General features: G+C 69.5%; 17 protein-coding genes. 3 read left to right on the forward strand and 14 right to left on the reverse strand.

Annotation, left to right across the window (positions count from 1 at the left end; genetic code table 11):
• Window position 1 precedes the first annotated feature (1 nt).
• From OG194_RS10775 to OG194_RS10790, 4 genes are all read right to left on the reverse strand, one after another.
• Window positions 2-4543: a bifunctional glycosyltransferase/CDP-glycerol:glycerophosphate glycerophosphotransferase gene (locus OG194_RS10775; protein WP_327400646.1), complete on the reverse strand. Its 4542-nt coding sequence runs from the start codon at window positions 4541-4543 to the stop codon at window positions 2-4.
• Entirely contained in the window at window positions 4540-5892 is a 1353-nt protein-coding gene (locus OG194_RS10780; protein WP_327400647.1) for a CDP-alcohol phosphatidyltransferase family protein, read from the reverse strand. The genes OG194_RS10775 and OG194_RS10780 overlap by 4 nt, the downstream gene beginning before the upstream one ends.
• A gap of 367 nt (window positions 5893-6259) precedes the next feature.
• The gene (locus tag OG194_RS10785) at window positions 6260-7834 is read right to left on the reverse strand and encodes a hypothetical protein (RefSeq protein WP_327400648.1); all 1575 of its coding nucleotides are present in this window, start codon (window positions 7832-7834) and stop codon (window positions 6260-6262) included.
• A gap of 759 nt (window positions 7835-8593) precedes the next feature.
• Window positions 8594-9712 (reverse strand): hypothetical protein, encoded by a 1119-nt coding sequence (locus tag OG194_RS10790; RefSeq protein WP_327400649.1) that lies wholly within the window; start codon window positions 9710-9712, stop codon window positions 8594-8596.
• 289 nt (window positions 9713-10001) lie between these two features.
• Between OG194_RS10790 and OG194_RS10795 the strand changes: the two genes are divergently transcribed.
• Together OG194_RS10795 and OG194_RS10800 are read left to right on the forward strand one after the other, a co-directional pair.
• Window positions 10002-11111, forward strand: coding sequence for an LCP family protein (locus OG194_RS10795; protein ID WP_327400650.1), 1110 nt, complete (start codon window positions 10002-10004; stop codon window positions 11109-11111).
• 109 nt (window positions 11112-11220) lie between these two features.
• The gene (locus OG194_RS10800; protein WP_327400651.1) at window positions 11221-11721 is read left to right on the forward strand and encodes an endonuclease/exonuclease/phosphatase family protein; all 501 of its coding nucleotides are present in this window, start codon (window positions 11221-11223) and stop codon (window positions 11719-11721) included.
• Between the two features lie 66 nt (window positions 11722-11787).
• Here the strand turns inward: OG194_RS10800 and OG194_RS10805 are convergent, their stop codons facing one another.
• A complete protein-coding gene (locus OG194_RS10805) occupies window positions 11788-12807 on the reverse strand; it encodes a hypothetical protein (RefSeq protein WP_327400652.1) in 1020 nt (339 codons plus the stop codon).
• Window positions 12808-12875: 68 nt separating this feature from the next.
• On the opposite strand from OG194_RS10805, the gene OG194_RS10810 reads away from it, so the two are divergent.
• Window positions 12876-13247, forward strand: coding sequence for an NTP pyrophosphohydrolase (locus OG194_RS10810; protein ID WP_327400653.1), 372 nt, complete (start codon window positions 12876-12878; stop codon window positions 13245-13247).
• A 99-nt stretch (window positions 13248-13346) separates the two neighbouring features.
• Here OG194_RS10810 and OG194_RS10815 read toward each other — a convergent pair whose 3' ends face one another.
• The 9 genes from OG194_RS10815 to ngcE all read right to left on the reverse strand — a co-directional run bounded on the left by OG194_RS10815 (window position 13347) and on the right by ngcE (window position 25442).
• Complete coding sequence (locus OG194_RS10815) at window positions 13347-14870, reverse strand: amino acid permease (protein WP_327400654.1); 1524 nt, start codon at window positions 14868-14870, stop codon at window positions 13347-13349.
• Window positions 14871-15018: 148 nt separating this feature from the next.
• Complete coding sequence (gene dxs / locus OG194_RS10820) at window positions 15019-16947, reverse strand: 1-deoxy-D-xylulose-5-phosphate synthase (protein WP_327400655.1); 1929 nt, start codon at window positions 16945-16947, stop codon at window positions 15019-15021.
• Window positions 16948-17142: 195 nt separating this feature from the next.
• On the reverse strand, window positions 17143-18462 hold the full coding sequence (locus OG194_RS10825; RefSeq protein ID WP_327400656.1) for a sugar ABC transporter permease: 1320 nt from the start codon (window positions 18460-18462) through the stop codon (window positions 17143-17145).
• Complete coding sequence (locus tag OG194_RS10830; RefSeq protein ID WP_327400657.1) at window positions 18459-19247, reverse strand: ATP-binding cassette domain-containing protein; 789 nt, start codon at window positions 19245-19247, stop codon at window positions 18459-18461. Before OG194_RS10830 ends, OG194_RS10825 begins: the two co-directional genes overlap by 4 nt.
• Before the next feature lie 209 nt (window positions 19248-19456).
• Complete coding sequence (locus OG194_RS10835) at window positions 19457-20551, reverse strand: sugar ABC transporter substrate-binding protein (RefSeq protein WP_327407034.1); 1095 nt, start codon at window positions 20549-20551, stop codon at window positions 19457-19459.
• Between the two features lie 132 nt (window positions 20552-20683).
• Entirely contained in the window at window positions 20684-21883 is a 1200-nt protein-coding gene (locus OG194_RS10840; protein ID WP_019063292.1) for an ROK family transcriptional regulator, read from the reverse strand.
• Window positions 21884-22065: 182 nt separating this feature from the next.
• A complete protein-coding gene (locus tag OG194_RS10845; RefSeq protein WP_327400658.1) occupies window positions 22066-22992 on the reverse strand; it encodes a carbohydrate ABC transporter permease in 927 nt (308 codons plus the stop codon).
• Window positions 22993-22996: 4 nt separating this feature from the next.
• Complete coding sequence (locus tag OG194_RS10850; protein WP_327400659.1) at window positions 22997-23923, reverse strand: carbohydrate ABC transporter permease; 927 nt, start codon at window positions 23921-23923, stop codon at window positions 22997-22999.
• A gap of 49 nt (window positions 23924-23972) precedes the next feature.
• Window positions 23973-25442, reverse strand: a complete 1470-nt coding sequence (gene ngcE / locus OG194_RS10855; protein ID WP_327400660.1) for an N-acetylglucosamine/diacetylchitobiose ABC transporter substrate-binding protein — start codon at window positions 25440-25442, stop codon at window positions 23973-23975.
• Window positions 25443-25776: the final 334 nt, after the last annotated feature.

Here is a 25776-nt window from a genome sequence, read left to right on the forward strand (position 1 = left end):
GTCATCCCCTTCCGTGCTGGTGGTCCTCGGGGCGCCCCATGACCAGCGGCGCGGACGGGCGGCCCGGGTCGCCGACGACGGAGACGTCCATGGTGTCGATCACGTCGAAGGCGCGCTCGCAGTTGTGGGTGTCGCGCAGCACGAAGAACTCCTCTGCTCGCGCTGTGTACTTGGGCTCCATCCGGAAGCCCCGCTCGATGGAGCCGACGATCTCGTCGACGGCCTGCTCGACGGTGGCGCAGGTGGGGCCGAAGCCGTCGCGGGCCAGGTCGAAGTAGCCGCGCTTGTAGTGCTTGCTGTAGAAGGCCTCGTCGTCGAAGTTGGTGTAGACGATCGGCTTGCCCATGTAGGCGACGTCGAAGAAGACCGACGAGTAGTCGGTGACCAGCATCGAGCACTCGCGCATCGCCAGCTGTACGTCACGGCCGGTGGTGGAGACCGTGATGGAGGGGTGGTCGATGCGGAAGTGCTTGAGGTAGGGCCGGATCTCGTAGTGCGGCATGAACTCCAGCTCCACGTTGTGGTGTCGGAGCGTCTTGAGCAGCCGCTCGTCGCGCAGCAGCGCGGAGAAGAAGCGGTAGTACTCGGAGGCCGCGAAGGGGATCTCCGGTTTGGCGGCCTTGTTGTAGGACGGGGCCACGATGTCCCGGCGCCAGGTGGGCATGACCAGGACGCGGCGCACTCCCTCGACGGGTTCCAGCGCGTCGAAGCGGGGCAGGCCGGTGGCGGCGACGCGGTCGTAGCCGTAGCCGCAGTGCTCGGCGTAGTAGGCGCGTTCGCTGCGGCCCGTGGTGAGGACCAGGTCGACGTTGGTGACCTGGGCGTGGATGGACGGGGCGACGTCGTTGTAGACCACGCCGTGCTGGAGGAAGACCCGCTTGTAGCGCAGCAGATCGCCGTAGCCGGTGAGGAAGGCGCGCTTGGACAGGCCCGGGAAGCCGAGGTAGGCCTCCAGGTCGTAGGCGTTGATGAGCCGGTTCGCGTGCAGCAGGTAGACGCGGTACTTCCAGGAGAGCCGGTCGATGACGCGGCCGTGGGGCTTGAGTTTGGCGCGGTCGGGGGCGTTGCCGTTGATGGCGTAGTAGACCTTGCGCCGGGGCTCGTTCTGCCGGATCCACTTGAAGAGGTGGTACGAGTTGTCCTGCGCGGTGTCCTCGCGCTCGCCGATGATCCAGATGTCCTTGCCGCGCAGCCAGGGGTGCCAGATCCAGTACAGCAGGCGGGTGCGCCAGCCGGGGCGGCCGGGCAGGGCGGACCTGAACTCCCGGCGGAAACGCGTGAGTCTGTGCCGGACACGGCTGCCGAGGCCGGCGACCCGGCGCAGGATGATCTTCTCGTCGGAGTCGATAGCGAGGGTCACGGTGGCGCGGCCGGCCCGGTGGGTGCCCTTGAAGCGGTGCAGCATCTGGCGGGCGTCGACGGCGGTGTCGAGGTGCCGGTCGCCGTCGTGGACGCGCAGGGTGAGGCGGAGGTCCTTGTTGTTCAGGACGGCGAAGTCCTCGGGCCGGGCGGTCGCGCGCCAGCCGGAGAACCAGTCCTGTTCGTTGCGGGTGCGCCAGCGGTCGCGCCGGTAGACCTGCTCGACGGCGAGCGCCCGCTCGGTGCGGCCGTCGCTCAGGACGAGTTCGACGCGGTTGGCGAACCGGTGGGCGATGTCGACGCCGGTCAGCACCAGCAGGCCCTCGAAGGTGATCCGGTACGGGTCGACCTGGCAGGTCTCCAGCACCGCCTTCTGCCGGTCGGTGCGCAGCAGCGCGGTCTCCACCCGGTCGTCGGCCAGCCTGCGGTACAGGCCCTGGTCGTCGATGTTCAGGTAGGGCCGGTACTCGGGTCTGCCGTGCGGTTCGCAGAACAGGTCGAGATTGGCGGTGCGCACGGCGTGGTGCTGGAGCCGGGACTGCGCGGCCACGGCGTACTGGAGGACCAGGTCGTCGGGGATGTCCGCGTAGACCTCGTACAACGCCGGGAAGATCGCGGCGAGTTCGGCCCGGCTCATGATCCGGTGCAGATTGCGCAGATACGGCTGGAAGGTGCGCACCACGAACCGCTGGGCCAGCCGCCGGGTGCGGGCGTCGAGCGGGGCGGTGCGCTTGAGGAGGTGCTTGCAGAGCCGGATCAGCTCCTGCGCCTTGACCGCGTCGTTCCACGGCACGTCGAACAGCGAGTCGCTCCGGCCCTGGTCGCGCTCGTAGCAGGTGGCGCGCGGCGCGGTGGCGACCCGGGCCGCGTGCAGCAGGGCGGGTACGGCGATCCAGGCGTCCTCGTAGCCGGGTCCGGCGCCGGCCCGCAGCCGGTGGTCGCGCACCAGTGCGGTCTTCAGCAGCTTCGCGCCGAGGCCGGTGGAGAAGACGAGGTAGGGGGCGTCGTCCAGTTTCGTGACCGCGTCGGGCTTCTTGCCGAAGTACCGCCGCCACGGCTCCTCGTCGCCCCGGCGCGGCCCGGGGAAGTTGTCGGGGTCGCCCACCACGACGTCGGCCCGGTCCGTGCGGGCTGTGCTCAGCAGCCGGCTGACGCTGTCCTCGCCGAGGATGTCGCGGGCGCGCGTGAACATGACGTAGGGCGCGGAGACATGGCGCAGGCCGTTGTCGAAGGCGGCGCGCATGCCCATGGCGACCTGGGTCACGACCCGGGTGTTGGGGTAGTGCGCGGCGAAGTTGGCGAGGTGTCCGGGGGTGCTGTCGGTCGAGCCGTCGTCGACCAGGACCACCTGGGTGCGCTCGAAGTCGCGCTGGGCGGCGAGCGAGCTGAGGAACTCGTACAGGTTGTACTCGTCGTTGTGGCAGTGCACGACGACCGCGGCGCCGGGGCGCTCGGGCGGGGCGAACGGCTCGGGCAGTCGCCGGTCCGCCCACCACAGCCACGGGGTGCCGCGCGGATCGGCCTTGACCCGCTGCTCGCTGGTCTCGGGCCGCAGCGCGAGGTTGCCGCTGACGGTCTCGTAGATCTCGTACGTCGTGTCGCCGTCGGTGTAGCGCTCCTGCGCCACGTCGAGTCCGCGGACGCACACGGTGGTGGTCGCGCGCTGTCCGGCGTGCCGGATCTGGACGAAGAGGTTCCAGACGGCGGACCGGTCGGCCTTGCCGAGGGTCGACGCCAGGTCGACGGTGGTGTGGAAGCGGATGTACTCGTCGTCGACCTCGACACCGGTGACCTTGAAGGTGTGGTCGGTCTTGGGGCTGCGGCGGCGCAGTACGGCGGTGAGTTCGACCTTGTCCTTGGGGCGGACCCGGCCGAACTGGTTGCGGATGTAGCCGGTGACGTGGAGTTCGTGGTCGCGGATCTCCACCCGGGTCGCCTGGTTGTGCAGCCGGGCGTCGCCCAGCGTGGTGCCGGTCAGGTCGAGGTCGGTGACGTCGAGGAAACGCTCGGCGTGCGGGCGGCCGAGCAGGGAGCCCGACCAGTGGACCTTGCCGTCCCGCTCGACCAGGTCGGAGCTGAGCACGCTGCGCCGCTGGGTGTAGTCGGCGACGGACAGGGCCACGTCGACCCGGCCGTGCATCAGCCCGAAGGCGCGCACCCGCTCCAGCGGGCCGCACAGGTCGTAGGTCTCCGGCGGGAGGGAGCGCAGGTAGGGGGCGACGGCCTGCACGAAGCCGTCGCGGAACGCGTCGTCGCCCGCGCGCAGTTCGGGTGTGTACAGGCGCAGGTCGTGGGAGAGGAACTTGGCCGCCTTGTGCGCGACGAGTTCGTGGGCGCCGTGCCGGTCGAGGAACTCGTCGGCCCACCGGTGCACCCGGACCCGGTCGCGGATGCCGCGCAGTTCGCCGCGCCGGTTGGTGATGGAGGGGGTGTCGGTCTCCCGTTCCCACATCCACCGGTAGACGGGTGCCGCGAGCAGGGTGACGGAGCGCGCGCACAGGCCGGCCACCGTGGAGAAGTAGGTGTCCTCGAAGTAGACGCCCTCGGGGAAGCGGATGCCGTTGTGGTGCAGGAAGTCGACGCGGTAGAGCTTGGCCGCGGCGATCGGGTCGTCGAACAGTTCGGGCATCGCGGTGAGTCCGCCGGTCACCGTGCGGTCGGTGCCGTAGAGCTGCGGTTGCCAGACTGTGGTCTCGTCCTTGGCGAGGTTGACGCGCAGCGCCCGGCCCGCGGTGATCTCGGCGCCGGTGGCCAGCGCGGAGGCGAGCAGCGTCTCGCAGGCCTTGTGCGGGAGTTCGTCGTCGGCGTCGAGGAACGTCAGGTACTGGCCGGAGGCACACTCGATGCCGTTGTTGCGGGGCGCGCCGACACCGCCGCTGTTCTGCGGGCGGGCCACGATCCGCACCCGGGGGTCGCGCCGGGCGTACCCCTGGGCGACGGCGAGGGTCCCGTCGGTGGAGGCGTCGTCCACGACGACGACCTCGACGGTGCGGTGGGTCTGATTCAGGGCGGAGCGCAGCGCGCGGTCGAGGGTGGCGCTCGCGTTGTAGGCCGCCACGACGACGGTCACGGTGTACTGGGACGGGTCCGCGTACGAGATGGTGTCGACGTGGGCGTCGCGGGCGGGGGCCAGCGGGCCGCTGCCGTACGACGACTCGGTGTACGGCGGGTTCGGCATGGTCATCGGCCGCGACCCTCGTGCTCGGCCTCCGCCCCTGCGTCCGCCCAGGTGGGCTTGGAGAAGGGACGGATCCGGATCGGCTGGGTCAGCACGTCCGGCGATTCACCGCGAGGGGTCGGGATACCCGAGAGGTCCTTGGCCTCCTCGGGGTCCAGCTGGTGGTACTGCGGCTGGGGATAGGGCTGGAAGAAAGGATTCTCCTCCGGCCCCGGCGCCTGGTAGCGCTCGTCTTCGAGGAGGGCGTCCGCCACCGCCCGGCCGTGCCGGTGACGGCCCTTGTGCAGCTGCGGGGCGATGGTGCCGGCGGTGGTCGGCGTGGGGTCCAGTTCCTCCATGACGCGGGTGAAGTCACGGGTGGAGAGCCAGAACTTGTACATGATCACGAGCTCGAACAGCATCAGCAGGGCCGCCGAGACCACCGTCGTCCACAGGATCTTCCCGATCAGCGGGCCGACGATGAAGACGAACATCTGGAACTCGATGCCGCTGATCAGGTGCGGGCGCACCCGGGTGTGCAGCATCGCCCGGCGGACCCGGGTGTACCAGGGGAACCGGTCGCGGAACTGCTCGTGCAGGTCGACCACGTTGGCCGCGCCGGACTCCTCGCGGAGGGCCTCGGCGGAGCTGCTGGGGTTGTCGCGCAGCAGGTCCTCCATGAAGACGACCTGCGGGGCGGCGGGTTCGGGGCGCTCCTGTCCGTCCGCGTCCCGGCCGAGGTCCGCCGGGTGGGTCCGGCCGGTCCGCCGGGTGCGCTCGGCGTGGGCGCGGGCGGCCTCCTGGGCGGCGCGTTCGGCCTCCTCCTGGGCCTCCCGCTCGACGCGCTCGGCCTCGGCGCGGCTCTTGGTGACCTTCTCGATCTTGGTCCGCATCGACATGCGCATCTTGTAGATCTGAAGCGCGTCGACGTACCGCAGCATGTCGAGGAAGACCACGGCCAGGGCGGCGAGCAGGAAGCGCTCGTCGTCCGTGCGCAGGAACTGCCCGCCCATCAGGGCGAGGGCGCAGAACAGGACGCGGATGCGGTCGAAGACGTAGTCGAGCCAGCCGCCGAAGACGGTGCCGTTGCCCTTGAGGCGGGCCAGCTTTCCGTCGATGCAGTCCAGGATGAAGCTCAGGTGGTAGAGCAGGGCGCCGATGAGCAGGGAGCGGCGGTCGCCCTCCAGGAAGAAGCCGGCGGACGCCAGGCCGATGAAGAGCGCGGCCCAGGTGACCCGGTTCGGCGTGATGAACCGGAAGCGCGCCACCACCAGCAGCATGCGAGTGGCGACGGGGTCCACGAGGAAGACCGTCCACCAGGCGTCGCGCTTCTTGCAGGTCAGTTTTTGGACAGCCCTGAGCGAAAGCCTGGCCATAACCCCTCAGTTGCACATGAGACAGGACAAAGTGCCCCACGGTCGCCATGGTGCGCCCCCGGGCGCTCACAGGTGGACCCGAGGTTTCACAGGTCGATCACATGAGCGACCTGAACTTTAACAACGCATCACCATCCCGTCGACGCGCGTTGACCTGCTGTTGGGCGCGACTTACATCACAAGTTTCCTGTGCAACCATTTGTGATCTTTACTTTTCACAACGTCGACAAGCTCCGGTGAACGGCAGGACGTAGTGAACGCCCGCCGGGCGCTCAGACGTTGGAATCAAGCCATCCACTTTCGCTGGACGGCAATCGGACCGGACGGGTCCGCCCGCTCTTTCAGCCCGCTCGGTCAGCCCGCCCGGTCAGCCGCGCGCCGGGCGCCAGGCGCCGAAGGCGAGCGCGCCGGGCCGCTCGTCCCGGTGCGCCAGGAAGAGCTCCCCGCCAGGCGCCCAGGCCGCCGCGGTGAGCCGGCCGGTCCGGGTGAGCGCGGCGGCCGGTGTGCCGTACGCCGGTGCTCCCAGGTCCTGCCACCAGGCCCCTGTGTCGGGCCGTTCCTCGGGGTACGCGCCCACCCGGCCGGTGCCGTCGGCGCCCGGTCCGAGCAGCACGGAGCAGGACCAACCGTCCAGTTCCACGCCCCGTACGGCGGCCAGGGGTCCGGTGCCCTCCGGCTCGCCGAGCGGCAGGACGGCCCCGGCGGCGGAGGACCAGGCGTGGGCCTCGCCGGTGCGCCGGTCGCGGAAGAGGACGAGGCCCGGTTCGGGGGCCGGTGCCAGAGTGCCGGGGCGCGGGGCGAAGGGGAGCGTGCGGTCCTCGGCCCAGGTTCCGTCGCGGCCCGGGGACCAGCGGACCACGCCCGGGGTGTCGCGCAGCCGGCCGTAGACCTCGACCCCGCCGTGCGGGGCGGTCACCGCGACGAGGTCGTCCGCGACCCGGGCGCCGCCCAGGTGCTGCCACGCCGTCCAGCGTCCGTCGGCCGGGCGGCAGCGCCAGCTGATGCTGTGCCCGAAGTTGCGGACGAACACGAACATTGTGCCCGCTCCGTCGAAGGCGGCGGCGGGAGAACCCACCGCGCGCCCCCGGCGCCAGTCGGCCGCGTTCGGTCCGCCGAGCGAGTGCCAGGGGGTGAGCGAGGCGGGGCCGGTGCGGTACTGGGCCGCGTGCACGACCTCGACGTCGACGCCGCCGTCGCCGCGGGCCCTGCGGCGCAGCCCGAACAGGTGCGGGAAACCCCGCGGGTCCGGCAGCACGAGCAGCCCCGGCAGCGGTCCGGGTCCCTCGACGAGCTCCGGGCCGCTCCAACGGCCCTGCGTGTCCTGCCAGTTGCGCACCAATCCGGCGGCCGTGGGCAGGAAGGCGGTGAGCCGGCCGTCGAATCCGGCGGACAGCCAGTTCACCGGCGTCGGATAGCGGCGGCAGGCGTCGAGGCCGAACCTGGGGTCGGACAGCGCGCGATGGCAGTCGACGGACAGCGGCCGGCCCGTCTCGCCCTGCCAGGCGCGGGCGGCGGCGAGCGCCCCGGCCGCCGTCTCGGCGTGCGCGGCCGGCACGTCGTAACCCGGTGTGCCGGTGGCCTTGTCGAAGGAGCTGTGGACGGGGTCGGGGTCCAGGGTGTGCAGCCGGTCCGGGGCGATGTCGCGCAGCGCGTCGAGCAGCGCGGCGACGGTCGCCGGATCGTCGGTGCCGTCGACGCCGAGCACCCGGGGGCCGGTGACCACGCGAACGCCGGTCGCGGAGAGGGCCCGGTCCAGTGCGGCCCTGCCGTCCTTGGCGCCGGCGCGCAGACAGACGACGGCGATCCCGGCGCCGGGCGGCTGGAGTCCGACAAGCGGCACCGCGTCCGCGGGTTCCGGGACGACCACGGCGACCGTGTGCCCGCGACCCCGCGGGACGTCGGCAACGGCGGCGCCCGCTCTTCGGTCGGTTCTGCGTGTCATGGCGTCACACCCGTCTGTGCGGGAGCGCACCCCGGCACGGTCTCGTGTCCGAACTCACAGCCGGATCCAGTCCCCGAACGTCAGCCCCGGCCCGTCGGTCCGACAGGACGACGAACCCCGCCGCGCCCGCCGGTTCCGCGACGACCGCGACGACCGCTCGACCGCAGCCCCGCCGCACACCAGCGACGGCGGTGCCCGCACACCCGTCGGACCTGCCTGTCATCGCGCCGTCACGCCCCTGCCTCACAACCGGATCCAGTCGCCGAACGTCAGCCCCGGCCCATCGGTCCCACAGGACGACGAACCCCGCCGCGCCCGCGGATTCCGCGACAACCGCGCGGCCCCAGCCCCGCCGCACACCAGCCACGGCGCCGCCCACACACCCGTCGGACCCGCCTGTCATCGCGCCATCACGCCCCTGCCTCACAACCGGATCCAGTCGCCGAACGTCAGCCCCGGCCCATCGGTCCCACAGGACGACGAACCCCGCCGCGCCCGCAGATTCCGCGACGACCGCTCGGCCCCAGCCCCGCCGCACACCAGCGACGGCGCCGCCCACACACCCGTCGGACCCGCCTGTCATCGCGCCATCACGTCCCTGCCTCACAACCGGATCCAGTCGCCGAACGTCAGCCCCGGCCCGCCGGTCCCACAGGACGACGGACCCCGCCGCGCCCGCCGGTTCTGCGACAACCGCGCGGCCCCAACCCCGCCGCACACCGGTCGGACCCGCCTGTCTCGCGCCGTCACACCTGTCCCTCACAACCGGATCCAGTCGCCGAGCGTCAGCCCCGGCCCGTCGGTCTGGCGGGCCAGGGTCAGGGTGCCGTCCGGCGCCGTCGCGAGGACGACGACCCGGCCGTGCGCGTCCTGGGCGAGGGCGGGGTCACCCAGGCAGGGGGTTCCGGTGTCGGTCCACCACACGCCGTACCGCTCGCCCTCGGTGGGGCACAGGCCGACCACGATCCGGCCGTCGGCGTCGCGGTGGGCGAGCGCCGTGCAGGGGTGACCGTCGACGGTGGTCGCGAGGGCCGCGTGCCGTCCGTCGCCCGGGTCGCCGCCCACCGGCACGGGCCAGTCGCCCGCGCGTACGGCGACGATCTGGCCGCCCGCCACATCGGTCAGGTAGTACGTGACCCGGCCCGGCGAGGTCTCCAGGCCGGTGACGGAGCCGGGCAGCGCGACCACCCCTAGCTCGTGACCGGGTTGAGGAGCGGCGCCGGGCTGTGCCTGATACCAGGTCAGGGCGCCGGCGGGGCCGGGCACCAGGAGTTCGACGTGCCCGGTGGAGGTGGCGACCGCGGCCGGGATGTCCGGGCAGGCCCGGGTCTTCAGGTCGAGCCAGGGCTGCCAGCGGCCCTGGGCGTCCTCGCGGCGCAGGAAGACGCGGCCCTCGGAGGTCGGCGCGAACACGTGCAGCGTGCCTGCCGTGTCGACCGCCGCGGCCGGCAGCCCGGTCTGCGCGGAACGCGCGCGCTGGGCGAGGGGGTTGCCGGCCGAGCGCCACTCGCTCATCGGCCGGCCGGTCTGGTACTGGATCGCGTAGACCAGGTCGACCGCGAGGGGGTCCGTGCCGTCGCCGCGCACCCGGCGGCCGAGCAGGTGGGCGTAGCGGTTGCGGCCCTGGACGACGGTGAGCGAGGTGACGTTCTTGGCGGGCAGGACGTCGGGGCCGAGCCAGTCGGGGCCGCCGGGGGTGCTCTCCGTCCAGCGCAGGACGGCGCCGTCCACGTGCGCGAACGCCAGGAGCCGGCCGTCGTGCCCGGGCAGCAGCCAGGGTCCGGACAGCACGGCCCGGCGCCCGTCGTCCCGGGTCGGTCCCCCGCCGTCGGCCGTCGCCTGCCGTCTCTCGTTGTCACGCGCGGTAGTGGCCCGCATGATCCGTCGTCGTCCTTCCCCCGCGGCCCCCGTTGGCCCGCGGTCACCGCAGTCGACGACCGGTCGTGATCAAGTGCGATCAGGCACGACCGGTCAAAGCGGCAGCTGCATACTATTTGTTGGGTTTGTGTTTACAACCGCATCACATTCCATGCATGATCAGCAGATCCTCTGCCTATAGTGCGGAAACGTTCAGGCAGCACACGGACCGGCCTCACCCCCCACCCGAGTCCTCACGCCACAGCACCGCCCCGTCTCCGGGGCACGACCCACGAGGACTCGAAGCAGGATGAGCCATGTCTCGACGCCCCAGCACAGTGACTCCGACACGCCCTCGCGGCGCGGCGGCGGGCGAGGACGCAAGCGCGGACGCACCGGCAAGCGCCGCACCGGCCGCTGGATCCTGCTCTCGCTGGCCGTCCTGGTCCTCGCCGGAGCCGGTACCGCGTACTGGCTCTACAGCGGGATCGACGGCAACATCAAGGGCGTCGACATCGACAAGGCGATCGGCGACGACCGGCCGGAGAAGCTGCCCACCTCGGGGCAGAACATCCTGATCCTGGGCTCCGACTCACGCGCCGGCGCCAACGCGAAGCTGAACACCGGCAAGGTCTCCGGCGCCCGTTCGGACACCGCGCTGGTGATGCACATACCCGAGGGCCGCAAGAAGGCCGTCGCGATCAGCATCCCGCGCGACACCCTGGTGACCCGCCCGGAGTGCACCACGTCGAACGGCTCCTCGGTCGCGTCGGCGAAGCGCGTGATGTTCAACTCCATCTACTCCCAGGTCGGTCCGGCCTGCGTCGTGAAGACCGTGGAGCAGATGTCCGGGACCCGCATGGACCACTACGTCGAGGTCGACTTCGCCGGCTTCAAGGACCTGGTGGACGCGATAGGCGGCGTGACCGTCACCGTCGACGAGGACATCCACGACACCTCCAGCGGCCTCGACCTGACCAAGGGCACCCACCGGCTGAACGGCACCCAGTCCCTGGAGTTCGTCCGCACCCGGCACGGCATCGGCGACGGCAGCGACCTCGGCCGCATCGGCCTCCAGCAGAAGTTCATGCTGGCCCTGCTCACCGAGATCCAGAAGCAGGACCTGCTGGGCAGCCCCGTCAAGGCGTACAAGATCGCCGACCAGCTGACCGCCGCGCTCACCACCGACTCCGAACTCGCCTCGCTCACCAAGCTCGCCGAGTTCGGCCGCAGCCTGAACGGCGTCAACCCGTCCACCATGGAGACGATCATGCTCCCGGTGGCCTACGACAAGGTCGACCCGAACCGCGTGGTCGCGGCGGAACCCCAGGCGACGACGCTGTGGAAGGCGCTCCGCACCGACTCGACGATCCCCGAGTCGGCGAAGAAGTCACCGGCCACGGGCGGGACTTCGTCCTGACGGGGCGGCACGACCAGGTGGAACCGGGAACATCGCGAGGGGGCAACTGCTGGCTGCCACAAGCCGGTTGGCATGACTCGGCACCGGACTCGCGCTCTGCGCGGCCCTGTTGCCGCCGAGCGGCAGCGCGTACGCCGACCAGGTCGACCCGGCCACGGCACCCGGCGTGCGCTCGATCACGTACAACGTGTGCGGTGGCCACGAGGGGTGCCGGAGGGGTCTGGACACCGCGGCCCGGACCGGTCTGACGGTGGACCAGATCACCGCGTGGGACGCGGACGCCGTACTGCTCCAGGAGTTGTGCGTCGGCCAGTGGGTGGCACTGGCCGACGCACTGCCCGGCTACAGCGCGGTGCGGACCGGCACCACCGCCCCGGGTGACGCGAACGGCGACGGCACCCCGGACCTCTGGACCCGCGACCGGACCACCGGCACGCTGCGGCTGCACCCGAGCACCGGCACCGGCGCTCTCGGCACACGCGTCGCGATGGCGGACTGCACCTGGACGGCGACGACCGCCCCGCCCTCCGCACCACGACCGACGCCGGCACGGCGAGCGCCCTGGCCCTCCACCCCGGCACGGCCGCGGGCGGCCTCGGCGATCCGGTGACGGTGGGCACGGGCGGGTGGCAGTGGACGCCGCGCATGGGCTGAGCGGTGTGCAAGGACCAGTCGGTCAGACCTCCCGCCACGCCTCCAACGCCAGCCCCGCCTCCTCCTTCCGCCGCGTGACGAGCAGTTGACCGGTGGACGGCGACACCGTCGCCGCGGCCACCCGCTCGTCCTCGTCCAGCGTCAGCGAGACCTCGGCGTCCGCCGGGAGTTGGGGCCCCGACTCGGTCCACCAGGCGCCCGCGGACTCCTGTTCCGTGGGATACGCGGCGAAGGCGACCCGGCCGCTCGCCGAGCGCTGGGCGAGCAACGTGCAGTCATAGCCGTCGAGTTCGCAGCGGACCGCGGAGACCGGCCCGGGGCCCGCCGAGGGGAGGAGGGCGATGGGCTTGGTGCCGGGGCGCCAGACGCAGAGGTCGCCGGAGTCGTCCGTGTAGAAGAGGGTGGTGCTCGACGGGGAGGTGGGGAGGGCTCGGAGTGTGCCGGGGCGGATCGTGGCCTCCATCGCCTCCTCCAGCACCGGTTGCTCGCCCGGCTCCGGCTGGCGCCAGTGCAGGATCGCGCCCGGTACCGCCGCGTACAGCTCGACCGTGCCCGACTCCCCCGTCACCGCCGCCAGGTCCTCGTGGACGTCGCTCCCCTTGAGGTCGCGCCACGGTTCCCAGCCGCCCTTCTCCCGTTGGGCCAGCAGGCTGACACCGGTCCCCGCGTTGCGCACGAAGACATGGGCCCGGCCCTCCGCGTCGACCGCGATCGCCGGTACACCGGTGCGGTCGCCCTTCTTGTCCGGGTGGCCGACCGGGCTCCAGTCGAGGGCCGCGAGGCGGGGCCGGAAGTGTGTGGAGTGGACCAGTCCGGACTCGTCGGCCCGCGTGGGGCGCCAGGACACGAGGTGGGCGTAGCCGTCCGCGCCCTGTCCGATACCGAGCAGCCCCGGGTGCAGCTTCTGGTCGCCGCCGACCTTGCGCGGGGCGCTCCAGAGGCCGCCGGGGCCGCGTTCCGCCCGGCACAGGACGGCGTCGCCCGAGGGCAGATACACACTGAGCCGGCCGTCGCGGCCGCGTATGAGCCAGTCGCCGTTCACCGGTTCACTGTAAGTGGGGCGGGTACTTCCGCGCGGGGCACCCCCCGCCCACGTGCGACCCTTGCCCCATGGACGAGGACACTCCCCTGCTCGTGATCGTCGACGGCGCCAACGTCGTCGGGTCGGTGCCCGACGGCTGGTGGCGCGACCGCAAGGGTGCCGCCGAGCGCCTCCGCGACCGGCTCGCGAGCGACGGTCTGCCGGGCCGCACGGACCCCGTGGAACTCGTCCTCGTCGTGGAGGGCGCGGCCCGTGGCGTGGCGTCCGTTCCGGGCGTACGGGTGGACTCGGCCCCCGGCAGCGGCGACGACCGCATGGTCGAACTCGTCGCCGAGGCCGCCGGCCGGCCCTGTCTTGTGGTCACCGCGGACCGTGAACTCCGGCGCAGGGTCACGGAGTTGGGCGCGGAGGTCACCGGCCCGCGCAGCGTACGGGGCTGACCCGCACCGGCTGACACACACGCGACACGGCCCCGCAAGTCCCCTCCACCGAGCGGGACTTACGGGGCCGGACAACCAACTGGGTCGATCGCGAAGGAACTACGAGGCGTTTCCGCTCGGCGGTGTCGCCGACTCCCTCGCCTCAGCCGCCTGTTGCAGGCCCAGGCGGCTGTGCGTGCGGCCGTAGAAGAAGTACACGGCGAAGCCGATCGCCATCCAGATGGCGAAGCGGAGCCAGGTCTCGGCGGGGAGGTTGAGCATCAGCCAGAAGGAGGCCAGGACCGAGACGATCGGGAGGGCCGGGACCAGGGGGGTGCGGAAGGAGCGGGGCAGGTCCGGGCGCTTGTTCCTGAGGATTACCACGCCGATCGCGACCACGATGAACGCGAACAGCGTGCCGATGTTGACCAGTTCGGCGAGTTCGCTGAGGCTCGTGAAGCCCGAGACGATCGCGATGATCACGCCGAGGAGGATGGTCGGGCGGTACGGGGTGCGGAAGCGCGGGTGGACGTGGGAGAAGAAGCGCGGCAGCAGCCCGTCCCGGCTCATCGCGAAGAACACGCGGGCCTGGCCCAGCAGCAGGATCATGCACACCGTCGTCAGACCGATCGCGGCGCCGAAGCTGATCAGGCCCGCGAACCACGGGTGTCCGGTGGCCTTGAACGCGTCGGCGAGCGGTGCGTCGATCGACAGCGAGCTGTACTTCTGCATGCCGGTCACGACGATCGCGACGGCGACGTACAGCGTCGTGCAGATGACCAGCGAGCCGAGGATGCCGCGCGGCACGTCCCGCTTCGGGTTGCGGGTCTCCTCGGCGGCGGTGGCGACGACGTCGAAGCCGATGAACGCGAAGAAGACCACGGAGGCGGCGGTGAAGATGCCCATGACGCCGAAGTTGGAGGGCGCCCAGCCGAACATCAGCTGGATGAGGGGGGCTTTGAGGTTGCCGCCCGCCTCCACGGCCTGCGACTTGGGGATGAACGGCTTGTAGTTGTCACCCTTGATGAAGAAGGCGCCGGCGACGATCACCACGAGGACGACGGCGACCTTGATGGCGACGACGACCGAGGTGACCCGCGCGGAGAGCTTCATGCCGAGCACGAGGATCGCGGTGAGGACGAGGACGAGCGCGGCGGCGAGGATGTCGAAGCCGAAGCCGTGGGCGCCGTCCCGGCCGCTGAGCGCCTCGGGCAGATGCCAGCCCGCGTTGTCCAGCAGCGAGTGGATGTAGCCGGACCAGCCGACGGCCACCACCGCCGTACCGAGGGCGAGTTCGAGGACCAGGTCCCAGCCGATGATCCAGGCGGGGAACTCGCCGAGCGAGGCGTACGAGAAGGTGTACGCGGAGCCCGCGACCGGGACCGTGGACGCGAACTCGGCGTAGCAGAGCGCCGCGAGGGCACAGACGACGCCGGCCACGACGAAGGACAGGGCGACCGCGGGACCGGCGGTGTTCTTGGCGGCCGTGCCGGTGAGGACGAAGATGCCGGTGCCGATGACGACGCCGACGCCGAACACGGTCAGATCCAGGGCCGAGAGGGATTTTCTGAGCGCGTGCTCGGGTTCCTCGGTGTCCTGGATGGACTGTTCGACCCTCTTCGTCCGGAAGAGTGTGCTGCTCACGGGTGTACCTCCCACGCTTGGCGTCCTCGACATGATCGAGAGGGGGCGTTGTGCGTATGCCCCGACGCGGGCGGGTTCACGCGAACGGACCGCTTTCACCACTGCGAAGAGTGGAAAAAGCGGCCCGTTCAGCGGTGCCGGCCGTGCCTCAGTCGCGCGCGGACTCCACCGAGTCGACCTCTGCCGTGGGGCGTTCGAAGCGGCCGTCCAGCTTCGAGACCAGGCCGGTGACCTGGCGGGCGATGTCGGGAGCGGTGAGGCCGATCTCCGTCATCACCTCGGCGCGGGAGGCATGGTCGAGGAAGCGCGGCGGAATGCCGAAATCGCGCAGCGGAACGTCCACACCCGCGTCGCGCAACGCCTGCGCGATCGACGAACCGACGCCGCCGACACGGGAGTTGTCCTCGACGGTGACGACCACCCGGTGCTGCTCGGCGAGCGGGGCCATGGCCTCGTCGACGGGCTTGACCCAGCGCGGGTCTACGACGGTCGTGGTGATGCCCTGCTTGTCGAGGAGGGCGGCGATCTCCAGGCACATCGGCGCGAGGGCGCCGACCGAGACCAGCAGGACGTCCGGTGCGTCGGTGCCGGGCGCGCGCAGCACGTCCATGCCGCCGATGCGGCCCACGGCGGGTACGGCCGGTCCGACCGCGCCCTTGGAGAAGCGGACCACGGTCGGCGCGTCCTCGACCTGGACGGCCTCGCGCAGCTGGGCGCGGACCTGGTCGGCGTCGCGCGGTGCGGCGAGCCGCAGGCCCGGGACGACCTGGAGGATCGACATGTCCCACATGCCGTTGTGGGAGGCGCCGTCGGTGCCGGTGACGCCGGCCCGGTCCAGGACGAAGGTCACCCCGCACTTGTGCAGCGCCACGTCCATCAGCACCTGGTCGAAGGCGCGGTTGAGGAAGGTGGCGTAGACGGCGAAGACGGGGTGCAGTCCGCCGGTGGCGAGGCCGGCCGCGGAGACGGCGGCGTGCTGCTCGGCGATGCCGACGTCGTAGATGCGGTTCGGGAAGGCGTCGGCGAACTTCTTCAGGCCGACGGGCTGGAGCATCGCGGCGGTGATCGCGACGATGTCCTCGCGCTCCTGGCCAAGCGCGACCATCTCGTCGCCGAAGACGGAGGTCCAGTCGGCGCCGGAGGCCTTGATGGGCAGGCCGGTGTCGGGGTGGATGGGGCCGATGCCGTGGAAGCGGTCGGCCTCGTCCTGGAGGGCGGGCTGGTAGCCGCGGCCCTTCTCGGTGAGGCAGTGCACGATGACCGGTCCGCCGAAGCGCTTGGCGCGGGCGAGCGCGGACTCCAGGGCGTCGATGTCGTGGCCGTCGATCGGGCCGACGTACTTCAGACCGAGGTCCTCGAACATGCCCTGCGGGGCGATGAAGTCCTTCAGGCCCTTCTTCGCGCCGTGCAGCGTCTCGTAGAGGGGCTTGCCGACGACCGGAGTGCGCTCCAGGAGGTCCTTGCCGCGGGCCAGGAAGCGCTCGTAGCCGTCGGTGGTCCGCAGGGTCGCCAGGTGGTTCGCGAGGCCGCCGATGGTCGGTGCGTAGGAGCGCTCGTTGTCGTTGACGACGATGACGAGCGGGCGGTCCTTGGCGTCGGCGATGTTGTTCAGCGCCTCCCAGGCCATACCGCCGGTCAGCGCGCCGTCACCGATCACCGCGACCACGTGGTCGTCGCGTTTGAGGACCTGGTTGGCCTTGGCGAGGCCGTCGGCCCAGCCGAGGACCGTCGAGGCGTGCGAGTTCTCGATGACGTCGTGCTCGGACTCGGCCTGCGAGGGGTAGCCGGACAGGCCGCCCTTCATCTTCAGCCTGGAGAAGTCCTGGCGGCCGGTGAGCAGCTTGTGGACGTAGGACTGGTGGCCGGTGTCGAACAGCACCCGGTCCTTCGGCGACTCGAAGACGCGGTGCAGGGCGATGGTCAGCTCGACCACACCGAGGTTCGGGCCGAGGTGGCCGCCGGTCTTGGAGACGGCGTCGACGAGGAAGGTCCGGATCTCCCCGGCCAGCTGGTCCAGCTGCTCCAGGCTGAGCCGGTCCAGATCGCGCGGTCCCCTGATGCGGGTCAGCAGCGGCACCCGTGCCTCCTTGCGAGTAGAGCTGATCGAGCTGTTGCCGGGCTTGTCGAGTCTAATGTTCCGCCTTTGCGGACGGCGCCCGGGCTCTGCGTCATACGTCACGCGATCGGCTGTACCCAAGAACAGCCTTTCCTACGACATGACTGTGCCCGGTATCGCGTTCGATACCGGGCACAGTCTGTGTGAAGGGGCAGGTCAGCCGCGACCCGAGGCCTTCTGGCTCTTGCGGGACACCGAGTCGATGACGACCGCGCCGAGCAGGACGCCACCCGTGATCATGTACTGGATCGACGTGTTCATGTTGAGCAGGTCGAGACCGGTCTGGATCGACTGGATGACGAGCATGCCCAGCAGGGCGGACCAGACGGTGCCGCGACCGCCGAAGAGGCTCGTACCGCCGATGACCGCGGCCGCGATGGCCAGCATCAGGGTGTTGCCGCCACCGGCGTTGAGCGTGGCGCTCTGGGTCTGACCGGCGAAGAACATACCGCCGACCGCCGCGAAGCCGCCGGAGATGGCGAACACGGTGATCCGGATCATGGACACGTTGATACCGGCACGGCGCGCGGCCTCGATGCCGCCGCCGACCGCGAAGACCTTACGGCCGTACGGGGTACGACGGAGCACGAAGTCCACGATCACCAGGGACGCGAGGAAGATCACCAGCGAGTTGGAGACACCCGCCGAGGAGTTCAGCACGTACGCGGTGACGAACGCGGCCACGGCGAGCAGACCGACCCGCAGCGCGATCTCGCTGGTGGGCCGGAACGGCACCCCGGCGGCCTTGCGGCGGCGCTGCTCGACGAGCGAGCCGTAGAGCAGGGACGCGACGCCGAGGGCGGCCAGGATGTAGGCGCCCGCGATCGACTGGTCCATGAAGAAGGAGCCCTGGCCGAGCAGGTGCACCGGACCCTCGTCCGGGATGTTGATGGTGCCGCTCGAACCGAGCAGCCACAGCATCAGACCGTTCCAGCCGAGGAAGCCGGCCAGGGTGACGACGAACGCCGGTACGCCGATCCTCGCGAAGAAGAAGCCGTGCAGCGCGCCGATGCCGATACCCGTGATGATCGTCAGGACCAGCGCCAGCCAGCCGTTCATCCCGTGGTTGACCACGAAGACGGCGAACAGGGTGGAGGCCAGACCGCTGACCGAGCCGACGGACAGGTCGATCTCGCCGAGCAGCAGCACGAAGACCAGGCCGATGGCGAGCATGCCGGTCGCCGACAGGTAGTAGCTGATGTTGGACAGGTTGTCCGCGCTCAGGAACCGGCTGTTCTGCGACTGGAAGATGATGCCGATGACGATCAGGCCGGCGACGACCGGCAGCGAGCCGAGCTCACCGCCCTTGACCTTGCGCTTGAACTCGGTGATGTAGCCCTTGTAGCCCTCTTCGCGGACCAGCAGACGCGGGTCGACGACGGTGGCGGACGCGGCCGCCGCCGTGGGGTCCTCCGCGGACGCGGCGTTGGCCGTGGCCACCGCGTCCTTCTTCACGGTGTCTGACGTGTCGCTCACTTTGCCGCCTCCGTGCTGCGCACCGCACGACGGGTCACGGCGTTGTCCGTGGCACCGGTGATCGCGGCGATGATCGTTTCCTGACTGGTGTCCTTCACCGGGAAGGAGCCGTTGTTCTTGCCCAGGCGCAGCACGTTGACCGTGTCGGCGACCGCCTTGACGTCGGCCATGTTGTGGCTGATGAGGATGACGCCGAGGTTGCGCTCGCGCAGCCGCTCGACCAGGTCGAGGACCTGTGCGGTCTGCTCGACACCGAGGGCGGCGGTGGGCTCGTCGAGGATGACGACCTTGGGGTCACCGATCAGCGCGCGGGCGATGGCGACGACCTGCCGCTGACCACCGGAGAGGCTGGCGATCGGGATGCGCACGCTCGGGATGCGGATGGAGAGCGTGCTCAGCAGCTCACGGGAGTGCTTCTCCATCGTGACCTCGTCGATGACCCCGTGGCGCAGCAGCTCACGCCCGAGGTAGAGGTTGCCGACGACATCGAGGTTGTCGCACAGTGCGAGGTCCTGGTAGACCGTCGCGACGCCGAGTCCCTGGGCGTCGTGCGGCTTGTTGATGCTGACCGGGTTGCCCTCCCACTCGATGACTCCTTCATCGATGGGATGCACTCCGGCGATGGTCTTCACCAGAGTGGACTTTCCTGCGCCGTTGTCGCCCACCAGTGCGACCACTTCTCCGGCGTGGACCTCCAGCTCTACTTCGGTGAGGGCCTGCACCGCACCGAATCGCTTGGAGACTCCGCGCAACGCCAGCACGGGCGTAGCGGACACGTTAACCATCTCCTTCGCCGCCTGACCGGCGGGGATGCCGCGCTAGTCAAAAGCCGCGGAGGGTTGTGCCTAGGCACAGATTTACAAGATGAACATGCGCGCGGCCGGTGCCTGTTGGCAACGGCTGCGTTCGCACGGGTTCCGATCGGCGCCCGCCCCACAGCGGGGTTGGAAGGTGGGGCGGACGCCGAAGGGGGTCTGTCACCGCTGGGCGGTGATTACTGCAGACCGGCCGCCTTGCACGCCGCGGCGTAGTCGGCGGTGCAGATCTGCGCGACGGTGTAGAGACCGTCCTTGATGACCGTGTCCTTGATGTTGGCCTTGGTGACCGACACCGGGGTCAGCAGCTGCGAGGGCACCTTGTTGCCGGAGCCGCTGGTCTGGGTCGTGGTGGCGAGCGAGGAGATGCTCTTGTTCTGCGCCAGGTCGACGGCGAGCGTGGCGGCCGCCTCGGCCTCCGGCTTGAAGGCCTTGTAGACGGTGCTGGACTGGGTACCGGCGACGATGCGCTGGATACCGGCGAGCTCCGCGTCCTGACCCGTCAGCGGGATGCTGCCGATCTTGGCGCCCTTGAGGACGGTGGCGATGCCGCCGGCCATGCCGTCGTTGGCGGAGTAGACGCCCGCGATGTTCTTGGCACCGAGCTGGGTGATGGCCGCGGACATCTTCTGCCCGGCGACGCTGTCCTTCCAGAGGCCGGACTGCTCGTAGGCGATGTCGACCTTGCCGTCGAGGGCCTCGTGGGCGCCCTTCTTGAACTGCGCGGCGTTCGGGTCGGCGTCGTCACCGTTGATCATGACGATCTTCGACTTGGTGGTCGCCTTGGAGCCCAGCGAGGTGAGGAGCGCCTCGCCCTGGAGCTTGCCGACCTGGACGTTGTCGAAGGAGACGTACGCGGAGACCGGGCCCTGGGCCAGACGGTCGTACGCGACGACCTTGATGCCCTTGTTGACCGCCTGCTGGATCGAGGACTTGATCGCGGCGGAGTCCTGGGCGCTGATCACGATGACCTTGACGCCCTTGGTGATCATGCTGCTGACCTGCTGGGCCTGCGTCGCGGCGCTGGCGTTCGCGTTGTTGTACTGGACGGTGCAGCCGGAGCAGAGCTCCTTGACCTTCGCCTCGAAGTACGGCTTGTCGAACTTCTCGTACCGAGCGGTGACGCTGTCGGGCAGGAGCAGGCCGATCGAGGCGTTCGTGCCGCCCGAGGAGCTGGAGCTGCTGTCGGACTTCTTGTCGTCGCCTGCCTTGCCACAGGCGGCCATCGCAACGGCCATCGTGGTGGCGATAACGGCAACGGCGGCACGACGCATACGCGTGTTCACTTTGAAACCTCCCTGACGAGGCCGCGTCGTTGCGGCCGAGGTGGCTGGAAGTCAACTCGGCCGCGCGTTCGGCGTCAAGAAGTAAATACTTAACGAGATGGCAACGGCGTCGTGCGTTCTCTAAGTGAAGACAGGTGTGGCCGCGGTCAGCGACCCGTCCAAAAGGGTCGAATCGCCCATCTCGCTGAGTGCGAGAGCGAGCGCTCCGAGCACCTCCGCACGGCCTCCAAGTGCCCCCGGGAGAACGGAAAGTTGACGCGCCGCACTGGGGATCGCGTAGCGGCCGACAGACTCCCTGATCGGCCCGAGCACCAGCTCACCGGCCTCGGCGAGATCGCCACCGAGGACCACTCGGCTCGGGTTCAGCAAATTGCAGAGATTGGCGACTCCACTGCCGATGTGTCGGCCGACGTCGGCGATCACCCGACGGCAACCAGGGTCTCCGTCCCGCGCCAGCCGTACGACTCCCTCCATGGTCAGGTCGGTCCCGTGACTGGACTGGAGAAGCGGCAGCACATAGCGCGCGGCCGTGAAGGTCTCCAGGCAGCCCCGGTTTCCGCAACGGCAGACAGGGCCGGACTCATCAAGAGTAATATGCCCGATTTCTCCCGCTGTGCCACCCGGGCCCCGGTAGATCTTGCCGTTGATGACCAGCCCCGCGCCGACCCCGCTCGCGACCTTGATGTACGCCAGGTCCCTGACGCCCCGCCCGCTGCCCCAGACCAGCTCACCGAGGGCGCCGAGGTTCGCGTCGTTGTCCACGTGCACCGGTACGCCCAGACGGCTGCCCAGCTCCTCCGCGGGTCTGGTGCCGGTCCAGCCCGGGAGGATCGCGGTGGAGCCCAGGGTGCCCGACTCCACGTCGATCGGTCCGGGCACGCCGAGGCCCACCCCGGCGATCTTGGAGCGGTCCACTCCGGTCGCCGTGATCAGCCGGTTGACCAGCTCTTCCGCCCGGTCGAACCCTTGCGTCGAGGAGGCGTCCACGTCGACGGGCTCGGACTCCTCGGCCAGCACCTGGTGGGCGAGATTCCCGACCGCGACGCGCAAATGCGTGTGCCCGAAGTCGACACCGATGACGATGCCGGCGTCCCCGCTCAGGGAGACGCTGCGGGCCCGGCGGCCGCCCGCCGAGGTGGGGGTGACCTCGACCGTTCCGCCGTCCTTGAGCTCGCGCACGATGTTGGAGACGGTCGCTGCGGACAGGCCCGTCGTCCTCGCGATCTCGGCCTGTGTCAGCGACCCGGCCAACCGCACCGCTCGCACGACCCGTTCGAGATTGGCTCGGTGCAGTGACGACTGCGACCCCGGAGTCTCCACGACGACCTCCTGCGCGCGGGACCGCATCGATGAGGCCCCGTCTATGTCCAACTAGTGAACTCTAAGCTGAGCTGTTCGGGCTGCCTCCCGTCAAGAGGTTGAACCGCATCCGGGTACTTGCACACATGCGTGCAGGCCGCTCCGGAGACCCGGAGCGGCACGCACGAGACAGGGGCGGGCCGCTACTTGAGCGCCCCCGCGGTCAGGCCCTGTACCACCTGACGCTGGAAGACGATGTAGGCCGCGAGCACCGGCAGCATGGCCATCACCAGACCGGCGAAGAGCCCGGACCAGTCGCCCTTGTAGCCCTGGCTGGCGGCGAGCTGCACCAGGCCCTGGGTGAGGACCCGCTTGTCCGGGTCGGTGTTCAGGACCGTCGGCAGCATGTACTGGTTCCACTGGCCCAGGAAGTTGAAGATCCCCACGCTGATCAGGCCGGGCTTGGCCATCGGCAGCATGATCTGGAAGAACGTCCGGGTGTGCGAGGCACCGTCCACGAACGCTGCCTCCGCCACCGAGGTGGGCAGTGTGCGGAAGAACGCGGTCAGGAAGAAGACCGTGAACGGCAGCGAGTACGCGATGTAGACCAGGATCAGACCGTGGATCGTGTTGAGCAGTCCCATGTTGTTGACGACGTAGAACAGCGGGACCAGGGCGAGCATGATCGGGAAGCTCATGCCGCCGATGAACAGGAAGTAGATGAAGCGGTTGCCCGGGAAGTCGAACCGGGCGAGCACGTACGCGGCCATCGAACCGAGCACCAGCGTGCCGACGAGTGAACCCGCCACCACCAGAATGGTGTTGAAGAAGTAGTCGCTCATGTTGGCGTCGGTCCAGGCCCGCGCCCAGTTGTCGAAGTGCAGTTTGTCCGGCAGCGCCCAGGGCGAGCTGAAGATCGCGCTGTCGCTCTTGAAGGACGTCATCACGGCCCACGCGAGCGGCAGGACGACCATGAACGCCCACAGGATGAGCATGCCGTGCGAGAAGGCGTTGAGGACGGAGCCCTCTTTCTTCTTCCGCTTCGGCGAATTCCCGTCCGGTGCGCCGACCTTGGCGACGGGGACACCGGACTCGGCCGGCACGGGGGCGGGGGTCTCGGTCGTCTTCATGTGATCAGAACTCCAGCCGCTCACGGCGGCCCAGTCGCATCACGATGGCGGCGAAGGCCAGCGTGACGACGAGCAGGGCGACGCCGATGGTGGTCGCGTAGGCGGCCTGTCCGTCCCGGAACGCCTTCTGGTACACGTACAGGACCAGGACGGTGGTCGAGTAGTCGGGACCGCCGGGACCGGTCGTCATGATCTGTACGACCGCGAACGACTCGGCGCCCAGCGCGAGGATGCCCATGTAGACCCAGCCGGACATCACCGTGTCCCACAGCAGCGGCAGGGTGAGCCGGAAGAACGTGGTCATCCGGTTGGCGCCGTCGAGCAGCGCCGCCTCGTACAACTCCGCCGGAATGGACGCCATACCGGCGGAGAAGAGGACCACGAAGAAGCCGACCGAGGACCAGACGAGGACCGCCATCACACACCACAGGGCGAGGCTCGGATCACCCAGCCACAGCGGCTGGAGACTGCCGAGCCCGATGCCGCGCAGCAGGGAGTTGATGGCGCCGCTGTCCGGGTTGTACGCGAAGGCGAACAACAGGGCGACGATCGCGATCGACAGAACCTGCGGGAAGAAATAGACGATCTTGTAGAACGAGGAGCCGCGGACACCCGAGATCACCGGGCCGCCCACCCGGCGCCGTCCCCCCACGTTGATCATGAACGCGAAGAACAGCGCCAGACTGATCGTCACCAGCGGCAGCACCAACGCGAACAAGAGACTGTGCTGCAACGACTTCCAGAAGATCTCGTCGTGGAACATTCTCTTGTAGTTGTCGAAGCCGACCATTTTGAATTCCGGGCTCAGCCCCGTCCAGTCCGTGAACGAATAGTAGATGGACTGGATGAACGGCCATACGACGAAGAGCGCGTACAGCCCGAGGGGAACCGTCAGGAACCCCACGATGAACCGGTACTTGCCGTGCTGCATTGCTACCGACCCCGTTCTCTGGGCGGGCGCCGCCGCTGGTGACGGATCCTCACTGGTGCTTGTAGTGCTTGATCGACGTGTCCTTGGCGGTCGCGTCCGCGTAGCCCTGGATCTTCTTGATGGTCTCCGCCGGGGTGGCCCGACCGGCCATCATCTCGCCGAGGCCCGCCACGCCGATCTGCTCCTTCTGGAGCTGCACGTACCAGTCCTGGAGGCGCGGGTTCAGCACGTTGGCACCGGCCAGCTTCAGGGCCGCCACGCCGGACGTGAGGCCCGGGGTGAGGGTGATCCCGGAGGTGCCGCCGTTGTACGCGGTCAGCGACTTCACCTTGCTGGTGAAGTTCTTCGAGGATGCCTCGCTGAGCATGATGCGCAACTGCTCCATGCCGCCCGCCGTGTTCGCCCCCTTGGCCGGGACGATGAAGGGTTCACCGCCGGACGCCCAGATGGTGCCGAAGGGCAGCTTGTCGGAGCTGTCGATGCCGGTCGGCGCGGAGACCGCGAGGTTGAAGTCCTTGGGGATGACGTTGGCCGACTCGTTCTCCACCCAGGAGCCGTTCGGGATGAACAGCGCCTTGCCCTGGGCCCACGCGGTCTGCGACTGGATGTGGTCGATGCCGGGCGTGCCCTTGAGGATGTAGCCCTTCTTGAAGAGCTCGTAGTACGCCTCGAAACAGGCCTTGACGGCCGGGTGCTTCCAGGCGTTCGGCTCCAGGTTGTCGATCGCGTCGAGGACCTCGCGGCCGCCGACCTTGCCGATCATCGGGTAGAGCGAGAAGGGGAGGTAGTACGGGTACTTGCCCGCGTACGTCCAGCCCGCCATGCCCTTCTTCTTGGCCTTCTCGCAGACCGCCAGCATCTGGTCCCAGGTCTCGGGGTACTTCTCGTCGAGCGAGTCCAGGGCCTTCTGCGAGTACCAGACGCCGTACACCGTGTAGGCGTAGTACATGATCCAGACCGGGTCGCCGTCGAGCTGGCCCATCTCGACGATGCCGGGCCGGAGGGTGTCGCGGACCTTCTTCGACGGGTCGTCGTAGGAGGGCGCGTCCAGCAGCGGGGTGAGGTCGGTGAGCTGCTTCTTGCCGGCCAGGACGCCCATGTCCATCTGCTCGGCACCGGAGTTGTCGATCAGGTCCGGCGGGGTGCCCTGGTTGAAGCGGGGCTGAAGCGTCGACTGGATCTTCTGCGTGGCGGAGAACTTGACCTTCGCCTTGGGGAAGTCCTTCTCGTAGATCTTGACGGCGTCCTCGGCGTACTCCTTTCCGAAGCCGCCGTCGAAGAGCACGAACTCCATCTGCGCGGTGGCGTTCACCGCCAGCGGGTTCTTCGCGGTCTTCGTGCCCGCCGTGGCCTTCTTGTCCGAGCCGCTGTCGCTGCTCGCACAGGCCGAAAGGAAACTCATCGTGGGTACGGCGATCAGGCCGAGTGCGGCCGACCTCTTGATCAGGTCTCGGCGGCCGACATCCGGTGCGCCGGTGTAATCGGAACCGTTGTTGTTCTCGGCGGAAGTGGATCCCATGCTCAAGTCCTCGCCTTCAACAGGACTCAGGCGGTGAACCGGATCCTCCCCGGCACCGCGGTCAGGTCGAGCTTGGTCGTGCAGGAGGTACTTCGTGCGTGCTGCTGCGAGAGCGGTGTCGAACGCGACAGGTATAGTCCACTTCCGGTCGACAGAGCAAGATCGAATGCAGGGTGGGTTGTCGGTCTTTTCCGAAGTGAGACCTCGCGGAAATATGAACGCCCTGTGTGTTCGATGACGGAGAAATCCCCGTTATTGCCCTCGAATGCCTCACTCAACACCCTTGACACACCAGGCCACTTGACTCCCTACTGTTCCTTGCGCATCGAAGCTG

The sequence above is a fragment of the Streptomyces sp. NBC_01288 genome (assembly GCF_035982055.1).
Taxonomy (GTDB): Bacteria; Actinomycetota; Actinomycetes; order Streptomycetales; family Streptomycetaceae; genus Streptomyces.

Coding starts and splice junctions, on each gene's coding strand:
- OG194_RS10850 (WP_327400659.1), bottom strand. CDS start 23,923: ATGCAGCACGGCAAGTACCGGTTCATCGTGGGGTTCCTGACGGTTCCC.
- OG194_RS10780 (WP_327400647.1), bottom strand. CDS start 5,892: ATGGCCAGGCTTTCGCTCAGGGCTGTCCAAAAACTGACCTGCAAGAAG.
- OG194_RS10835 (WP_327407034.1), bottom strand. CDS start 20,551: ATGCGTCGTGCCGCCGTTGCCGTTATCGCCACCACGATGGCCGTTGCG.
- OG194_RS10795 (WP_327400650.1), top strand. CDS start 10,002: ATGAGCCATGTCTCGACGCCCCAGCACAGTGACTCCGACACGCCCTCG.
- OG194_RS10775 (WP_327400646.1), bottom strand. CDS start 4,543: ATGACCATGCCGAACCCGCCGTACACCGAGTCGTCGTACGGCAGCGGC.
- ngcE (WP_327400660.1), bottom strand. CDS start 25,442: ATGGGATCCACTTCCGCCGAGAACAACAACGGTTCCGATTACACCGGC.
- OG194_RS10785 (WP_327400648.1), bottom strand. CDS start 7,834: ATGACACGCAGAACCGACCGAAGAGCGGGCGCCGCCGTTGCCGACGTC.
- OG194_RS10790 (WP_327400649.1), bottom strand. CDS start 9,712: ATGCGGGCCACTACCGCGCGTGACAACGAGAGACGGCAGGCGACGGCC.
- OG194_RS10810 (WP_327400653.1), top strand. CDS start 12,876: ATGGACGAGGACACTCCCCTGCTCGTGATCGTCGACGGCGCCAACGTC.
- OG194_RS10845 (WP_327400658.1), bottom strand. CDS start 22,992: ATGAAGACGACCGAGACCCCCGCCCCCGTGCCGGCCGAGTCCGGTGTC.
- OG194_RS10830 (WP_327400657.1), bottom strand. CDS start 19,247: ATGGTTAACGTGTCCGCTACGCCCGTGCTGGCGTTGCGCGGAGTCTCC.